Origin of the sequence: Candidatus Pseudoscillospira sp. SGI.172 (assembly GCF_050313575.1) — a bacterium.
In the GTDB taxonomy this organism is placed as follows: Bacteria; Bacillota; Clostridia; order Oscillospirales; family Oscillospiraceae; genus Vermiculatibacterium.
In genome coordinates this window covers 85,709-102,507 of record NZ_JBNPLQ010000004.1, presented here as the reverse complement: position 1 = coordinate 102,507, position 16,799 = coordinate 85,709, and the positions used below count along the sequence as shown (strand labels likewise).

Below are 16,799 nucleotides of genomic sequence, written 5' to 3'. Positions count from 1 at the left end.
TGGTTGTTGATATGATCCTTGCAATAGCAGTAGTAGCCATTGCATTTGGAGCAGTAGCGAAATTCCATGTCGGGAAAGTCGGTATCGGTCTTGCCGCATACGGCGCATTTGTGGATATAACCCTTTTGCTGCTGAGCCTGCCGGGTGGCTTGCTTGAAGTTCACCGTCTGCTGGGCGTGCTGGTGCTGATAGCGCCGCTTTTGCCGCCCCACGGCGTCCGTCAGGTCCGACCAGAAGAAGAGCAGGAAGTTGAGGACGGCCACCAACGGGAGGAAGGCGCTGACAAACTGCAGGCGGATCAGGCTGGTGATCATCTGGAGCCCAAAAATAACCACGTCGGCCCAGGCCAGCCACTTGATCTTGATGGGGATGATGAAGAACAGCAGGACCTGCATGTCAGGATAGAGAACAGCAAAGGCGAAGAACAGGGAAAGATTAAGAAAGTCGATGCTGGCGTAACCGGCGATGAGCCCGTAGAGGATGTTGAACCCGACGCCCAGCAGGTAAAAGAGGCTGAACCGGGCGGTCCCCCACTCCCGTTCCAGGGTGGAGCCGATCCACCAGTAAAAGTAGAGGGAGAGGGCCACGCTCAGCAGGCTGGAGCTCACAGGGACAAAAACAAAAGAGACCAGACGCCAGATCTGACCGCTGAAAACAGCGGGGCGGCTGAAATAGAGCAGGCTGGAGGCACCGCCATAGCTGAAGCGGTCCAGCAGGAAAACGATCACAGTACCGATGACCAGGTAGTTCATCAGATTGGGGATGCCGAACCGGGGGTGCTCCCGGCAAAATCGATCCAGACGCTGTTCAATGGCGCGCAAGGCGAAAACCTCCTCAAATGAGATGTAAAAAGCATTGTACCCGCTTTTCATGCAAAAGTAAAGGAAGAAAGTGTGAACTTTTGGCGAAAAGGACATAGATATCTCCTCTTGACAGGGAAAACCGACATATGTATAATAAAGACGAAAAGTAAATACCGCCTTATCAAGAGTGGTGGAGGGAACGGCCCGATGAAACCCGGCAACCTGCGGGAACGCAAGGTGCCAAATCCGGCGAAGCAATCGAAAGATGAGGATGGGGAACCTGTACCCTGTCGCTTTCGGCAGGGTATTTTTGTTGCCCGAACAGAAAGGATGAGAGCAATGGCAAATCGACTTTTTACTTCTGAATCCGTGACGGAGGGGCACCCCGACAAGGTGTGCGACCAGATCTCCGACGCCGTCCTGGACGACATTATTGCCGCCGATCCCACGGCCCATGTGGCCTGTGAGACCTTTACCACCACCGGCATGGTGGTGGTCATGGGCGAGATCACCACCGAGCATTACACCGATATCCCCGCCATCGTTCGCCGCACCGTGGAGCGCATCGGCTACACCGATCCCTCCTACGGCTTTGATTACCGCTCCTGCGCCGTGATGACCGCCATCGACGAGCAGTCTCCCGACATCGCCATGGGGGTCAACCAATCTTTTGAGGCGCAGAACGGCAATACCGACGCGGCAGACCTCATCGGCGCGGGGGATCAGGGCATGATGTTCGGCTATGCCTGTGACGAGACTCCCGAGCTGATGCCTGCCCCCATCGCCATGGCCCATCAGCTCGCCCGGAAGCTGGCCGATGCCCGCAGGAGCGGGGAACTGAGCTGGCTGCGGCCCGACGGCAAGAGCCAGGTCACCGTGGAATACGACGGGGAGGGGAATGTCCTGCGCTGTCCTGCCATCGTGGTCTCCACCCAGCATGATCCGGATATTGCCCTCAAGGATCTGCGGGAGGCGGTGGTGGAGACCATCATCAAGCCGGTCATCCCCGCCCGTTACCTGGATGCCGGCACCAAGTTCTACGTCAATCCCACCGGACGGTTCGTGGTGGGCGGCCCTGTTGGGGACACCGGCCTCACCGGACGGAAGATCATTGTGGACACCTACGGAGGCTCCGCCGCCCACGGCGGCGGCTGCTTCTCCGGCAAAGATCCCACCAAGGTGGACCGCTCTGCGGCCTACATGGCCCGGTACGTGGCCAAGAACATCGTGGCCGCCGGCCTGGCCCGGAAGTGCCAGATCGAGGTGGCATATGCCATCGGTGTGGCCCACCCCGTATCTGTTCTGGTGGATACCTACGGCACCGGCAAGGTCTCTGAGGAGAAGCTGGCCCAACTGGTGAACCGGTACTTCGACCTGCGCCCGGCCAAGATCATCGAAAAGCTGGATCTGCGCCGGCCGATCTATGAGCAGACCGCCGCCTACGGCCATTTCGGCCGCACCGACATCGACCTGCCCTGGGAGCGCACCGACCTGGCGGAGGCGCTGAAGGCCGCGCTGTAAAACTGAGAACAGAGACGCCGCCGCGCCGGGAGCGCGGCGGCGTCTTCCTGTTCCGCCCGGTCTTTGTAATTGGAACTGGACAAGTTTGCCGTGTTGGGGTAAACTAAAGAGAACGGCCCCGGGATCTGATGGCGGCCTGTGAAAATGCGTTTCTGAGGAGGAAGGGCATGAAAGTACTGTATCTGCTCAACTTTGCCGGAAAGGCGGGGACGGAGCGTTATGTGGAGACGCTGGTCAAATACCTCTCCGCCGACGGGCGGGTGGAGCCTTATTTTGCCTACAACGAGGGCGGACTGCTGGTGGAGCGGCTGGAGGCCATGGGCGTGCCCACCCGGCAGATCACCCTCTCCAGCCGGTTCGATTTCCGGGCGGCCAGGGAGCTGGCCGGGCTGTGCGGGGAGTGGGGGATCGAGCTCATCCACTGCCACTACCTGCGGGAGAACTACATTGCCATGCTGGCCAAGCGGTACAATCGGAAGATCCGTGTGGTGTATACCAACCACTTTGTCCTGGCCAACGACGCCGTCACCCGCCTGTCCAACCGGTGGCTGGACAAGCGGCAGGATCAGATGATCGCCGTCTGCAACAAGGGAAAAGAGCAGCTCATGGCCAACGGCTGGAGCGGCGGACACATCCAGGTGATCTTCAACGCCGTGGATCCGGACGCCTGGGCCGGAGACAGGTCGGAATCCACCCTGCGGGCGGAACTGGGTATTCCGGACGACCGCTTCGTGATGCTCTGTGCCTCCCGCTTTGCCGACGACAAAGGCCACGCCTATCTGATCCGCTCCCTGAAGCGGCTTGCCGAGCGGTCTGACCGGCCGTTCACCATGGTTTTGGCCGGGGACGGCCCTTTGCTGGAACCCACCAAAGCCCTGGCCCAGGAGCTGGGACTGACCGGGGATCAGGTCAAGTTCATCGGCTTTCGAAAGGACATCAAAAACCTATATAAAGCCTCTGACCTTTACATCAATTCCTCTCAGCACGAGGCATTGAGTTTTCTCATCGTGGAGGCCATGGCCGCGGGGCTCCCCGCCGTGATCACCGACATGGGGGGCAACAGCGACATCATCAAAACCCCTGCGGACGGGGGACTTCTGGTGACCTACGACGATCCGGACTCCATGGCGGAGGCCATGAAGCGCTTCCTGGAGGATCCGGCGTTCCGGGAGAACTGTAAGGTAAATGCACTTGCCAATATTGAGGCGCGGTTTGAGATCCACAAAATGGCTGCCGCGACCTTCCAAGTCTATGAAAAGGCCGTCAACGGCTGAGTTTGGAGCAGAAACTATGACCGTAGTAGAAAACAGTATTGTCTGCCGCTTTTTTCTGGCGCTCTGGTCGGCGTTGACCGGAGCCTGGGAGAACAGCGGCGTTGGAAACGCCCTGCGGCGCTTTTCCCGCGGGGTGGGAGAGAATATCCGGGGCAGCGTGGTCTGCCGCTTCCTCTGGCGGGAGGGGGCTGTGGCCCGGAGCTGGCCGGGGAGCATGACCTGCGGGGCGCTCACCGCCATCCTGAACATCCCGTGCGCCCTGTTCCGGTGGATCTACAAGGTGGGGAAAGGGATCTGGGACGGGAGTCTCTGTTTCCGTGCGGTGTCCGCCCTGGGCGGGGCCACCTTCTTTTTCACCGGCGCGTTCCTGGCTGTGATGCTTTTGGTGCCCCACGACAGCTGGAACAACATGTACGCCTTTGTGGGCGTGGTGGGGCTCTTCGTTCTTTTTGCTTTGGGCAGCGCCGCCCGGCCCAGCCACCGGCTGGAGATGGTGGAGCTGGGGCCTTATCTGACGCTGTTTATGGGCTTCGTGTGCTATGCGCTGCTCACTTCCATCTCCACCCGGCTCTCCCTGCGCTTTTTTATCTTCCACCTCACCGCCTTTCTCCTGGCTCTGCTGGTGGTGAGCTCGGTGAAGCGGTATGAACAGCTCCAGCTCATCGCCGTTCTGGCGGTGGCGGGGCTGACGGTGGCAGCCCTTTACGGCTGTTACCAGGGCGTGGTTGGCGTAGACGTGGTGGCCAACCAGCAGGACATGGCGGTGAACGCCGGAATGCCCGGGCGGGTCTACTCCTTCTTCGACAACCCCAACAACTTTGCCGAGCTGCTGGTCATGCTCACCCCCCTGACCTTTGCCCTGTTTCTCAACGCCAAGGGCTGGAGGGGGCGGGTGGCCGCTCTGTTTTCCTTCGCCGTGTGCGGCATCGCGCTGGCCTTTACCTACTCCCGCTCCGGCTGGCTGGGCTTTGCACTGGCCGGGGTGGTATTTCTGGCCTTCTGGAACTGGAAACTCATCCCGCTGCTGGTGGTTTTGGGCCTTTGCTGCATCCCGCTGCTGCCCGAGACCATCTATAACCGGATCCTCACCATCGGCAACATGAAGGACTCCTCCACCAGCTACCGCTTTGCCATCTATGATGCCAGCGCCACGCTGATGAAGGACTACTGGCTGCGGGGCGTGGGGCTGGGCAGCGATATCCTCAAACAGACTTTCAAAGGCTATCCGGCCATGTTTGACGGCAATTTCCCCATCCACACCCACAACAACTATCTCCAGGTCTGGGCCGAGACCGGCCTGTTTGGGGCGCTGGCCTTCCTGGGGACGCTGTTCTATCAGCTCAAGACCGGCGTGAAGAGCTATCTTGCCTGCACCGACCGGCGGGTGAAGAATCTGCTGGCCGCGGCCGTCGCGGGCTTCTGCGGCATCCTGCTGATCTCGGTGGCGGAGTACACCTGGTTCTATCCCCGGAATATGTTCTTCTACTGGTTCCTCTTCGGCGTGATCACCGCCTGCGTGAAGCTGGGCCGCCAGAGCGTAAAACAGGCGGTATGAGCGGATCCTCCCGGGCGTATGCTGTGCCGGGGGGATGCGTGTGAGACGAAACAGAGACGAGACCGCCGCCCGGCGCCGGGCGGCGGTCTTTTTGCTGGCAGTGGGGCTGTTGCTGTCCCAACTCTTGTATCAGCGGGCCGTCCGAGTGCCGTCGGAGGTGAAGCCGCTGCTGGGGGAGACGTTGGCCGGGGAACGGGACCCGGATCGCCGGGCGCTGGTCCGCACCGCCTGCGGCCTGGTGGGGCGGGTCGGTTACTTCTGGGGCGGAAAGTCCCGCTCTGACGGCTGGGATCGGGCCTGGGGCCGGTGGAGACGGGTGACGGCGGAGGGGAGCGATTCCACGGGGCGGCTTCGGCGCTATGGACTGGACTGCTCCGGGCTGGTCTCCTGGGCGTCGGCCGCGGCACTGGGCGACCCGGAGGCTTATGACGCCGTGGGGGAGGGGGTGCGGGCCCAGTATGCGGCTTGTCGGCCCGTGCCGCTGCCCCGGCCCGGTGATCTGGCCTTTTTTTCAGACCTGTCCCATGTGGGCATCGTCCTGGGCCGGGACGGGGAGGGGACGCTCTGGGTGGTTCACTGCTCTGCCTCCCTGGGGGGCGTGGTGGTGACGCCGGCCTCGGTGGGATTTACCCTGTTTGGAATCCCCGGGTGTTTTTTACAGGAGAAAACCGGGCGTTGACCTTCCGGCGCTTCTGTACTAAAATAAAAAGAACTGCGAAAAAAGAGAAATGGGAGAACGCTATGTTGGATGCAAAGGAACAGCTTCGATTCTGCAAGGCTCGTCGGGCGGCCATCGAGGGGGAATTTTCCCACCTGAATCCGGAGCAGCGCAAGGCGGTGCTGGCCACCGAGGGTCCTCTTCTGCTGCTGGCGGGGGCGGGGAGCGGCAAAACCACCGTGCTCATCAACCGGGTGGCCAACCTGATGAAATACGGCCGGGGCTCCGACTCCGGTGAGGTTCCCGCCGGGGTCACAGGGGAGGATCTGGCCTTCCTGGAAGAATACGCCGCCCATCCCTCCAACGCCGGACGGGATCGGGCCGAAGCGCTGTGCCGCCTGGACCCCGCGGCCCCCTGGTCCATTCTGGCCATCACCTTCACCAACAAGGCAGCCGGAGAGCTGAAGGACCGTCTGGGGCGGATGCTGGGTCCCTCGGCCAACGACGTGTGGGCCTCCACCTTCCACTCCGCCTGCGCCCGCATTCTCCGGCGGGACATCGACCGGCTGGGGTACGGCACCTCCTTTACCATCTACGACTCGGCCGATGCCGAACGGGTGGTGAAAGACATTTTGAGGGATAAGAACATCGATGAGAAGGCTTTTCCGCCCAAGTCCATCCTGGGTGCCATCTCCCGGGCCAAGGACGCCATGAAGCTGGCGAAGGACTACGCCGATGAATGTGCCAAGAGCGGTGATTATCGGCTTCAGCGGATCTCCCTGGTCTACACCGAGTATGAAAAGCGGCTCAAGGCGGCCAATGCCCTGGATTTTGACGACCTCATTCTCCGCACCGTTCTCCTGCTGCAAAGGAGCGAAGAGGTGCGTTCCTACTATCAGCAGAAATTTCGCTATGTTCTGGTGGACGAGTACCAGGACACCAACAACCTCCAGTATCAGCTGGCCTCCATTCTGGCGGGCGGACACGAGAACTTCTGCGTGGTGGGCGACGACGATCAGTCCATCTATCGCTTCCGGGGGGCCACCATCGAGAACATCCTCTCCTTTGAGCAGGAGTACAAGGGCTGCCGCACCATTCGGCTGGAGCAGAATTACCGCTCCACGGAAAACATTCTGGAGGCGGCCAATGCCGTCATCCGCAACAATCAGGGCCGCAAGGGCAAGGAGCTCTGGACCGAGCACGGCGCCGGGGATCGGGTCAAGCTCTACACCGCCATGAATCAGGATGACGAGGCGCAGTATGTGGCGGCCCAGATCCTCACCGGCTACTCCGCCGGGCGGAAGTGGAAGGACTTTGCCATCCTCTACCGGATGAACGCCCAGTCCCGGGAGCTGGAAATAGCCATGAAGCGCAACGGTGTGCCCTACCGCATCATCGGAGGCACCCGTTTCTTCGACCGGATGGAAGTCAAGGACATGCTGGCCTATCTCTGTGTGGTCAACAATCCCGGGGACGACCTGCGGCTTCAGCGGATCATCAACAACCCGCCCAGAGGCATTGGCTCCAAAACAGTAGAGACCGCCCAGGCCATCGCCGCGCGGAACGGCCGTTCCCTCTGGGAGGTGGTGAGCGACGCCCGCAGCTGGCCCGAGCTTCAAAAGGCGGCGGCCAAGCTCGACCTCTTCGCGGATCTCATCCGCGGCCTGCGAAAGCAGGCGGGCGAGATGCCGCTGACCCAGTTTTACGAGGTGCTCTGCGCCGACAGCGGCTACGCCGTGGCTCTGGAGGCCAGGGGAACAGTGGAGGACCGCACCCGGCTGGAAAACGTGCGGGAGCTGGGCTCCTCCATCCAGACCTATCTGGACAACAGCGAGGCGCCCACTCTGGCGGGCTTCCTGGACGAGATCGCACTCTATACCGACCTGGACAACCACGACCCCAGCGAGGACTCCGCCGTGATGATGACCATGCACTCAGCCAAGGGACTGGAGTTTCCCGTGGTCTTTGTGGTGGGACTGGAAGAGGGGATTTTTCCCGGGACGCGGGCCATTGGAGACATGGAGGAAATGGAGGAGGAGCGGCGGCTCTGCTATGTGGCCATGACCCGGGCCAGAGAGACCCTGCACATGACCTGCGCCGCCCAGCGGATGCTCTACGGCCGTACCTCCGCCAACCGGCCCTCCCGGTTCCTGGGGGAGATCCCCGAGGAGCGGGTGGAGCGAAGCGGCCGCTCGCCCTACCGGGGCGGGGAGCGAATGGCCGAAGGCGACTGGCGCCCGGAGCGGGAGTACCACGCCGCCTATTCCAGCGGTGGGAGCGGGTACAGCAGGCCCTGGGCCGACCGGGGCTATACCCCCCCAACCGTTTCCGGGGAAACAAAAACGGCGGCCGCGAGCAGCCCAAAGGCCGCCCGGACCGCCGCAGCGCCGCTGCCGGAGTTCCAAAAGGGAGAGATGGTGCGCCACAAGGCGTTCGGCAAGGGGATGATCCTGACCATCACCAAGATGGGCGGGGACGCACTGGTTGAGGTGGCCTTCGACAATGTGGGCACCAAGAAGCTGATGCTCAAATCCGCCGCTCAGTACATGGAGAAGCTGTGAGGGAAAAGGCTCCGCCGTTCAGATCGGGCAGAAGATCTTCCAAACTGCGTACCGTCCGGTGGCTGTGGGCCGCCACATCCGCCCACCGGGGGGAGTAAAAGTCGTCGTAGACCCCCACCACAGTGAATCCCGCCGCGCTGGCGGCGGCACAGTTGTCTGGGGCGTCTTCCAGCAGGATGCAGCGGTCCGGCGAGCAGCCGAAGCGCTCCGCCGCCAGAGGATAGACCGCCGGGTCCCGTTTTTCCAGCCCAGCCTCCTGGGCAAAGAAAAATCCCTGAAAGTATCGGTTCAGCCCGTGCCGGGCCAGAGAGGCCCGGCAGAGCTCCGGTAGGCTGGCGGTGAGAAGGGCCATAGGCTCGCCCCGGGCGGACAGGCCCTCCAGCAGCGCCCCGGCCCCGGGCTTGAGCGGAATGGTATGGGCGTAGGCGTTGTAAGCCATATCCCGCCACTGGGCCATGATGTCCTCGGGGGAGTCGCTCAGGCCGTAATAGTCCCGGGTGAACCGGGCGGCGGCCGGGAAGATGGAGTGGGCCACCATGTCGGTGTATTCGGTGGTGGGAGTCAGACCACGCCGGGACAAAAAGTCCAGATCGATCTGCACCCACACGCCGTTGGAGTCGATGAGGGTGCCGTCCAAGTCAAAAAAGATCACAGATAAAACCTCCATGGAAAGTCGACCGCCTCTTCGGCGTAGTCGATACCGATGCGTTTGCCGACATGGATGGGGCTCGGGGTTTCGCCGCTGTCCAGCAGGTAGAGGACATCCCCGGTGAGAGAAATTCCATTCTGAGCAGTGGTAAGCGATAAACCTTCACAGAGCTTTCCCGGCCCATTCAGAAAATTTTTCCTCTGATAGCTTGACATTTCGGAAGCTATACAGTGAAAACGCCTGTCAGATATGGCGTCCGCATCCGCCTGCGTTACCGGCTCGGCCGCCCGAATGAGAACGGCGGCAGGCTCGCCCTCGGCCTCAGTGACGCAGTTGAGACAGTGATACATGCCGTAGATCAGGTAGAGATAGGCGGTTCCCGGCGGGGCGAACAGGGTCTGCGTCCGTTGAGTCCGCCGGCCGCCGTAGGCGTGGCAGGCTTTGTCCATCCGACCGATGTAGGCCTCGGTCTCGGTGATCCGGACGGTGAGGGGGACCCCCTCCCAAACTCGCACCAAGTGTTTTCCCAGCAGGTCCCGGGCCACGGTCACCGTGTCCCGGGCGAAAAAGTCTGCCGTCAGTTTTTCCATGCGCTCACCTCATTTTGAACTATGATACCACGGTAAAGGAGCCGACACAACCGATGAACGAATCCGCTGTCCTGAAAAAACTTGCCAAGCCCCTGATCCTGCTGGCCACCTTGGTCTGGGGATCTTCTTTCTTTGTGATGAAGAATACTCTGGACCATGTGCCGGTCTTTTTCCTGCTGGCCATCCGGTTTACGATTGCCGCGCTGATCCTGTTCGTGATATTCTTCCGCAACTGGAAGAGCGTGGACCGGTGGTATGTGAGGAGCGGGGCCGTCATGGGCACCCTGCTGTTTCTGGCCTATACTGTGCAGACCTTCGGCTTGGAGCGGACCAGTTCTGGAAACAATGCCTTTCTCACCGCCGTCTACTGTGTTATCGTGCCCTTTCTTTACTGGGGGATTTCCCACCAGCGTCCCGACCGCTACAACCTGCTGGCAGCGGCGCTGTGCATCGCCGGAATCGGCCTGGTCTCGCTGAACGGCTCTCTGACCATGAATATAGGGGATGTGCTCACGCTGGGCAGCGGACTGGCTTATGCGCTCCATATCGTGGCGGTGGCTCGATTCTCCCAGGGCAAGGACGTTTTTCTCCTGACCACGCTCCAGTTCGCTTTTACCGCGCTCTGGGCTTGGATATTTGTCCTCCTGACCGGGGGCTTCCCCACGGCGGCCCTGCCGCTGGATGCGGTGTGGCGGCTGGGCTATCTGGCAGTGTTCGCCACGGCAGGGGCGCTGCTGTTCCAAAATATCGGCCAGAAGTACACCGCCCCCGCCACCGCCGCCGTGCTGTTGGCGCTGGAGGCACCCTTCGGTGTTCTCTTTGCCGTCCTTTTCGACGGGGAGCGCCCCACGGTGCAGATGCTGGTTGGCTTTGTGCTGATCTTTCTGTCGGTGCTCTGCTCGGAGACCAAGTTTGCCTTCTTGCAAAGAAAAAAAGTTGATACAGCGGCTGAAAATGAGTAATGTGGAAAACATAATCGAAGAAAGGAGGGCGCTTTATGGGTTGGCAGCATGCCAATATCTGTTCTTGTAGGGAAACATTTTGGCTTATCGGGAGATTGGTGCGCCCTTTTTTGAGCCGTCACGGCGGAAAGCCCCTGTTTGACTGATTTGGCCGCGGCCTTTTTTGCGCACGGATCCCTTCCATGCAGACAGGTTGGGCGGGAGCTGATTTTTCTTGACTTTCCGGGGAAAATTGCATATAATAACATAGCTAAATGCGGAGAAGGGGAGCAGTACGCCCCAGGGGAAGCCAAGAGAGGGATCGGCTGGTGTGAGGTCCCGTGACCCTGCTGCGGAAGTCGCCCCGGAGCTGCCGGCCCGAAGTGAAGTAAGGCCGGACGTATCCCACGTTACGGGATGAGCGCGGGCGTGTCACGCCCGAATTCAGGTGGTACCGCGGAGAAGATTCGCCCTGAGGCCGAAAGGCCTCAGGGCATTTTTTGCGGAGTCGGCGGCCGTCAGGGCCGGGCGGGCAAGAGGCAGGCATAAAGTCCGCCAAGTTTACTGAGGAGGGTTCAGATGGAATTCCTGGTGAAAACAGATCTGGGAAAGACGGAGATCATGGCCTACCAGAAGGTCAGCTGCAAGACGGTCCAGAAGCTCAAGATGACGGCCATCCACTGGGGGCTGATCGGTTTTGGCCTGATCGGGCTGACCGCCAGCGGCGCGGCGCTGGGGGTTTCCCGGGGCGGCGCGGGCGCATTTTTGGGCATCGCCCTGAGTACCCTGGCCTTTGTCTGGGGCATCAACTGGTATCGCTATCTGACCTTTAAGACCGCCCGGCGGCTGCCCGAGCGCTTTGAGCAGAAGTTTTACTTCGACGACGCCGGCATGGTGGCCCAGGGCGGGACGGAAAAGGTGGTCCACCAGTATGGTGAGTTTCGGGCGCTGGCGGAGACGGAGGACTATTTTGTACTCTTTTTGAACAAGTTCTCCGGGTACATCCTCTCCAAAGCGGGATTTCTCCAGGGCGACCCGGCCAAGTTCGGGGCCTTTTTGAAGGAAAAAACCGGAAAAGAGCTTCCCTTTGTGAAGATTTGAGACAGGAGTGAATCAAGATTATGGCGAAAGAACTGCCAAAGGCATATGAGCCCCAGGAAGTGGAGAGCCGCATCTATGAGATGTGGGAGAAGAACGGCTGCTTCGAGGGACATCGGGATCCGGAAAAGAAGCCCTTCACCATTGTCATGCCGCCCCCCAACGTCACCGGCCAGCTCCACATGGGCCACGCCATGGACTGCACTCTGCAGGACATTCTCACCCGCTTCAAGCGGATGGAGGGCTACGCGGCGCTGTGGGTCCCCGGCACCGATCACGCCGGCATCGCCACCCAGATCAAGGTGGAGGAGGCCCTCCGGGAGAAGGAGGGTCTGACCCGCTACGATCTGGGCCGGGAGAAGTTTTTGGAGCGGGTGTGGGACTGGAAAGAGAAGTATGGAGCCCGCATCGTGGAGCAGCAGAAAAAGCTGGGTGTCTCCTGCGACTGGTCCCGGGCCCGGTTCACCATGGACGAGGGCCTGTCCAGGGCCGTTCGCCATGTGTTTGTGAGCCTTTACAACAAGGGCTTCATCTATAAGGGGAGCCGCATCATCAACTGGTGCCCTCACTGTGTCACGGCTCTCTCCGACGCCGAGGTGGAGTATCAGGACAAGCCCGGCCATCTCTGGCACATCCGCTACCCCATCCAGGGCGAGGCCGACCGCTGGGTCATCGTGGCCACCACACGGCCCGAGACCATGCTGGGCGACACTGGTGTGGCTGTCAACCCCGCTGACGAGCGCTACACCGACCTGGTGGGCAAGACCTGTATTCTGCCCCTGGTGGGCCGGGAAATGCCCATTGTGGCCGACGAGTATGTGGACGTCCGGTTCGGCACCGGCTGTGTGAAGATGACCCCCGCCCACGACCCCAACGATTTTGAGGTGGGCCTGCGCCATCATTTGGAGACCATCCGGGTGCTGGACGACAACGGCAAAGTAGTGGAGGGGTACGGCAAGTACTCCGGCATGGACCGCTACGAGGCCCGCAAGGCCATCGTGGCCGATCTGGAGGAGCAGGGATATCTGGTGAAGGTGGAGCCGCACCAGCACAACGTGGGCACCTGCTACCGCTGCCACAACGATGTGGAGCCTCTCATCTCCGCCCAGTGGTTTGTGAAGATGGAGCCCCTGGCCAAGGAGGCCCTGCGGGTGGTCAACGAGGGGGAGACCGGGTTCGTTCCCGAGCGGTTCTCCAAGACCTATACCAACTGGATGGAGAACGTCCGGGACTGGTGTATTTCCCGCCAGCTCTGGTGGGGCCACCGCATTCCCGCCTGGACCTGCGAGGACTGCGGCGAGATCACCGTCTCCGAGACCGATCCCACCGAGTGCGCCCACTGCCACTCCAAGCACATCCGCCAGGAGGAGGACGTGCTGGACACCTGGTTCTCCTCCGCCCTCTGGCCCTTCTCCACACTGGGCTGGCCGGACGAGAACAGCGAGGATTTCAAATACTTCTATCCCACCGACGTTCTGGTCACCGGTTATGACATCATCTTCTTCTGGGTGGCCCGGATGATCTTCTCCGGCTGCGAGCACACCGGCAAGCCCCCCTTCCACACCGTGCTCATCCACGGCCTGGTGCGGGACGACAAGGGCCGGAAGATGTCCAAGTCTCTGGGCAACGGGATCGACCCGCTGGAGATCGCCGAGCAGTACGGCGCGGACGCCCTGCGCTTCAACCTGATCACCGGAAACTCCCCCGGAAACGACATGCGCTTCTACACCGAGCGGTGCGAGGCCATGCGCAACTTTGCCAACAAGATCTGGAACGCCAGCCGCTTCGTGCAGATGAACCTGACCATCGACCATGTGGAGCTGCCTGAGGAGCTGGAGAACGAGGACAAGTGGATCCTCTCCAAGCTCAACGCTCTCGTTCCCGACGTGACCGACAACATGGACCGCTACGAGCTGGGCGTGGCCGCCCAGAAGGTCTACGACTTCATCTGGGACGACTACTGCGACTGGTATATCGAGTTTACCAAGACCCGCCTCCAGGGGAGCGATCCCGCCGCCAAGGAGCAGGCCCAGCAGGTACTGTGCTACGTCCTCATCCAGACACTGAAGCTGCTCCATCCCTTCATGCCCTTCCTCACGGAGGAGATCTGGCAGGCTCTGCCCCGGGAGGCCGGCTCCGGCGAGGGGGAGTTCCTGATGCTCCAGAAGTGGCCTGAGCGTCGGGAGGAGCTGGACTTCCCCGCGGAGGAGAAGGCGGTGGATCTCATCATCGACGCCACCCGGGCCGTCCGCACCAAGCGGGCCGAACTCAACGTGCTGCCCTCCAAGAAAGCACACCTCACCATCTCCACCCTGGAGACCGGGGTGTTCACCCAGGGCATCCCCCTTCTGAAGCGTCTGGCCTACGCCAGCGGCGTGACGGTGGTGGGCGTTTCGGACGCCGGGAGCGACGCCGAGGAGAGCGCCAAGGGCCAGGTGTCGGTGGTGACCCATGTGGCCCGTGTCTTTATGCCGCTGGCCGAGCTGGTGGATCTGGAGCAGGAAAAGAAGCGCGTGGAGAAGGAGCTGGGCCAGCGGAGGAACGAGCTGGCGGGCCTGGAGGCCCGGCTGGGCAACCCCGCCTTCGTCAGCAAGGCCCCCGAGCAGGTGGTCCGGGGCCAGCGGGAGCGGGCCGAGACCCTGCGGGCTCTGATCGCAAAATTGGAGCAATCTGCCGCATCGCTGGGCTAAACCGGAAAAACGGCAGAATGATGCACAGTTTTGTCATCGGATTGCAGTTGTGATTTGCAAACCGGACGGATACAATAGCGTACAAGGCGCGGAATATCCGGCCGGAGGAGGGGCGTTGCCCAATGAAAAAGTATTTGATCCTGCTCGCCGCTGTTCTGGCGGCAGTGGGACTGGAGGGGTGCCGATCTCCGGAGACGGCGGTTTCCCCTGAAGTAGAGACGAATGTTCCCGCGACAGCGCGGCCCACGGCCTTCCACACGGTTTCCCCGGCACCCAGCCGGGTGCCCGAGAGCCCGGAGCCGGCGGAGACCGGGACGCCGCCTGCGGAAAGCGAAGCGATCCCGGAGAGCCCGGAACCCATCGAAGAATCAGAAGTTCCGCTTTCGGCCGCTCCCACAGCGGGCGGGCCGTCTGACGAGGAGGTCCTTCGGGTCTACCGGGAGGCCACCGAGGCGTACAGCTGGTTTGCGGGCTATGGCGACAGCGGGCTGGCACTGGATGCCGGGGATACGCAGATCCGGCCCGACCTGACCTACCACAGAGTCACTGCTTCCGGCCTGCGCAGTCTGGATGACCTGCGGGCCTATCTGAAGACCCTGTTTTCCGACGAAGTGGTGGACGGGCTTCTGCCGCCCGGCCAGGACCGGTTCCTGGACACCGGGGACGGGCTTTACGCCCTGCCGGCGGGTCGGGAGGCGGATATCACCAAGGGCGGAGCCACCACCGCTGTCCTCTGGCCGGCGGAGGAGGCTCCCAGAAGCTGCACCGTGCAGACCACCGTAGAAGTACTGGATCCGAACAACGGTTTTGCCGTTACCGGACAGCAGGTGTACAGTTTCCCTTACGCCCAGGTGGGCGACAAATGGGTGTTTACCCAATTTGAATCCATATTCTGACAAAAAATATCGGTCAAACGCGCTATAATCGCTGTATCCTCTCGGGGATACAGCGATTTTTTTGCGGGAACAGGAGGAAAAGGATATGTCGGTGACCTGCGCGGAAGAGGGAAGGGCGCTGTGCGCGCGAATCGAGGGGGAAGTAGACCACCATGCCGCCCGGACACTCATGGCAGAGCTGGCCAGGCAGGTGGATGCCGCACTGCCCAGAAAACTGGAGCTGGATCTGGGCGGGGTGACCTTTATGGACAGCTCGGGCATTGCCTTGGTGCTGCGGACCTGGCGCCGGATGAAGGAGCTGGGAGGCGGAATGACACTGACCAATGTCCCGGCTCAGGCGGCCAAGGTGCTGCGCGCGGCCGGAGTGGACAGGCTGATTCCCTTTGCGGAATAAAGAAGGAGGTAATACATATGAGACCGATCAACGAGGCGAAGATCACCTTTCTCAGCCGTTCGGCCAACGAGGGCTTTGCCAGGACGGCGGCGGCCTGCTTTGCCGCCCAGCTTGACCCTACGCTGGACGAGGTCAACGACATCAAAACCGCCGTCAGCGAGGCGGTGACCAACTGTATCGTCCACGCATATCCGGACACGCTGGGAACGGTGACCATGCGCCTGCGGCTTTTTGGAGACAACACGCTGGAGATTTTGGTGAAGGATTCCGGGGTGGGGATCGCGGACGTGGACCAGGCCCGGACCCCCCTCTATACCACAGGCGGGGGGGACCGCTCCGGGATGGGCTTCACCATCATGGAGAGCTTTATGGATACCCTGAAGGTCCGTTCCGTACCGGGAAAGGGAACGACCGTGGTCATGCGCCGCCGCATTGCCAGGCGGCTGGGTGCGTGAGCGCCGAGACCCTGTCGCTGCTGGAGACGGCCCGGGCGGGAGACAATGACGCCTGTGCCCGCCTGCTGACCGAGAACGCCGGGCTCATCTGGAGCGTGGCCCGACGCTACTACGGCAGGGGAGTGGATCCGGAGGACCTGTATCAGCTGGGCTGCCTGGGCTTTGTCAAGGCGGTGCGGGGATTTGACCCCGCCTTTGGGACCCAGTTCTCCACCTACGCCGTCCCCAAGATCGCCGGGGAGATCCGCCGCTTTCTCCGGGACGACGGCACGGTGAAGGTGAGCCGGGGGCTTCGGGAGCGGGGCGGCAGCGTACGGCAGGCCAGGGACAAGCTCCAGGCGGAGATGGGGCGGGAGCCCACCCTCTCCGAGCTGTCCGCGGAAACCGGGCTGGAGCCGGAGGAGATCGCCGCCGTGGAGACCGCCAATGCTCCGGTGGCCTCCCTTCAGATGGATCTGGGGGATGGGCTGACCCTGGAGCAGACAGTGGGCGACGAGGGAATGGAAGAGGAGCTTCTGGAAAAGCTGGCGCTCCGTGAGGCGGTGCGCACGCTGCCAGAGCGGGAACGCCAGGTGGTGGCGCTGCGCTATTTCCGGGGCCTGACGCAGGAGAAGTCCGCCCGGATCCTGGGCGTGAGCCAGGTCCAGGTCTCCCGCATCGAGCGAAAAGCCATGGCTCAGCTCCGGGAACTGCTGGGCTGAGGAGAAGGCGGCC

The 16,799-nt window shown here is 61.8% G+C and carries 15 protein-coding genes, 1 riboswitch and 1 other annotated feature; of the genes, 12 read left to right on the top strand and 3 right to left on the bottom strand.

Going from position 1 to position 16,799, the window contains the following annotated elements; translation table 11 throughout:
• Positions 1 to 821 (bottom strand): rhomboid family intramembrane serine protease (locus tag ACQRD3_RS03265; RefSeq protein ID WP_427779819.1); only part of this gene is annotated, 821 nt, incomplete at its 3' end.
• A gap of 157 nt (positions 822 to 978) precedes the next feature.
• Positions 979 to 1,075, top strand: a riboswitch (SAM riboswitch).
• Between the two features lie 67 nt (positions 1,076 to 1,142).
• On the opposite strand from ACQRD3_RS03265, the gene metK reads away from it, so the two are divergent.
• The 5 genes from metK to ACQRD3_RS03240 all read left to right on the top strand — a co-directional run bounded on the left by metK (position 1,143) and on the right by ACQRD3_RS03240 (position 8,372).
• Positions 1,143 to 2,324 carry a methionine adenosyltransferase gene (gene metK / locus ACQRD3_RS03260; protein WP_080908553.1) on the top strand — a complete coding sequence of 394 codons (1,182 nt, stop codon included), beginning with the start codon at positions 1,143 to 1,145 and terminating at the stop codon, positions 2,322 to 2,324.
• 167 nt (positions 2,325 to 2,491) lie between these two features.
• Positions 2,492 to 3,598: a glycosyltransferase family 4 protein gene (locus ACQRD3_RS03255; protein ID WP_427779816.1), complete on the top strand. Its 1,107-nt coding sequence runs from the start codon at positions 2,492 to 2,494 to the stop codon at positions 3,596 to 3,598.
• A 16-nt stretch (positions 3,599 to 3,614) separates the two neighbouring features.
• Complete coding sequence (locus ACQRD3_RS03250; protein WP_427779814.1) at positions 3,615 to 5,153, top strand: O-antigen ligase family protein; 1,539 nt, start codon at positions 3,615 to 3,617, stop codon at positions 5,151 to 5,153.
• Between the two features lie 40 nt (positions 5,154 to 5,193).
• On the top strand, positions 5,194 to 5,832 hold the full coding sequence (locus ACQRD3_RS03245) for a C40 family peptidase (protein ID WP_427779812.1): 639 nt from the start codon (positions 5,194 to 5,196) through the stop codon (positions 5,830 to 5,832).
• A 62-nt stretch (positions 5,833 to 5,894) separates the two neighbouring features.
• Complete coding sequence (locus tag ACQRD3_RS03240) at positions 5,895 to 8,372, top strand: ATP-dependent helicase (protein ID WP_427779810.1); 2,478 nt, start codon at positions 5,895 to 5,897, stop codon at positions 8,370 to 8,372.
• Here ACQRD3_RS03240 and ACQRD3_RS03235 read toward each other — a convergent pair.
• Positions 8,338 to 9,024: an HAD family hydrolase gene (locus tag ACQRD3_RS03235; protein WP_427779808.1), complete on the bottom strand. Its 687-nt coding sequence runs from the start codon at positions 9,022 to 9,024 to the stop codon at positions 8,338 to 8,340. The two genes, ACQRD3_RS03240 and ACQRD3_RS03235, sit on opposite strands and share 35 nt — an antisense overlap.
• Positions 9,021 to 9,611, bottom strand: coding sequence for a DNA-3-methyladenine glycosylase (locus ACQRD3_RS03230; protein ID WP_427779806.1), 591 nt, complete (start codon positions 9,609 to 9,611; stop codon positions 9,021 to 9,023). The genes ACQRD3_RS03235 and ACQRD3_RS03230 overlap by 4 nt, the downstream gene beginning before the upstream one ends.
• A 53-nt stretch (positions 9,612 to 9,664) precedes the next feature.
• Between ACQRD3_RS03230 and ACQRD3_RS03225 the strand changes: the two genes are divergently transcribed.
• The 7 genes from ACQRD3_RS03225 to ACQRD3_RS03195 all read left to right on the top strand — a co-directional run bounded on the left by ACQRD3_RS03225 (position 9,665) and on the right by ACQRD3_RS03195 (position 16,786).
• On the top strand, positions 9,665 to 10,573 hold the full coding sequence (locus tag ACQRD3_RS03225) for a DMT family transporter (RefSeq protein WP_427779804.1): 909 nt from the start codon (positions 9,665 to 9,667) through the stop codon (positions 10,571 to 10,573).
• Positions 10,574 to 10,823: 250 nt separating this feature from the next.
• Positions 10,824 to 11,030: a binding site (T-box leader), on the top strand.
• 101 nt (positions 11,031 to 11,131) lie between these two features.
• Entirely contained in the window at positions 11,132 to 11,653 is a 522-nt protein-coding gene (locus tag ACQRD3_RS03220; protein ID WP_080908545.1) for a YcxB family protein, read from the top strand.
• Between the two features lie 20 nt (positions 11,654 to 11,673).
• Complete coding sequence (locus ACQRD3_RS03215) at positions 11,674 to 14,340, top strand: valine--tRNA ligase (RefSeq protein ID WP_427779802.1); 2,667 nt, start codon at positions 11,674 to 11,676, stop codon at positions 14,338 to 14,340.
• A gap of 122 nt (positions 14,341 to 14,462) precedes the next feature.
• A complete protein-coding gene (locus tag ACQRD3_RS03210; protein ID WP_080908543.1) occupies positions 14,463 to 15,236 on the top strand; it encodes a hypothetical protein in 774 nt (257 codons plus the stop codon).
• Between the two features lie 85 nt (positions 15,237 to 15,321).
• A complete protein-coding gene (locus tag ACQRD3_RS03205; protein WP_080908542.1) occupies positions 15,322 to 15,630 on the top strand; it encodes an STAS domain-containing protein in 309 nt (102 codons plus the stop codon).
• 17 nt (positions 15,631 to 15,647) lie between these two features.
• Positions 15,648 to 16,085: an anti-sigma F factor gene (spoIIAB, locus tag ACQRD3_RS03200; RefSeq protein ID WP_080908541.1), complete on the top strand. Its 438-nt coding sequence runs from the start codon at positions 15,648 to 15,650 to the stop codon at positions 16,083 to 16,085.
• Positions 16,082 to 16,786: a sigma-70 family RNA polymerase sigma factor gene (locus tag ACQRD3_RS03195; RefSeq protein WP_080908540.1), complete on the top strand. Its 705-nt coding sequence runs from the start codon at positions 16,082 to 16,084 to the stop codon at positions 16,784 to 16,786. Before spoIIAB ends, ACQRD3_RS03195 begins: the two co-directional genes overlap by 4 nt.
• The last annotated feature ends 13 nt before the right edge of the window (positions 16,787 to 16,799 follow it).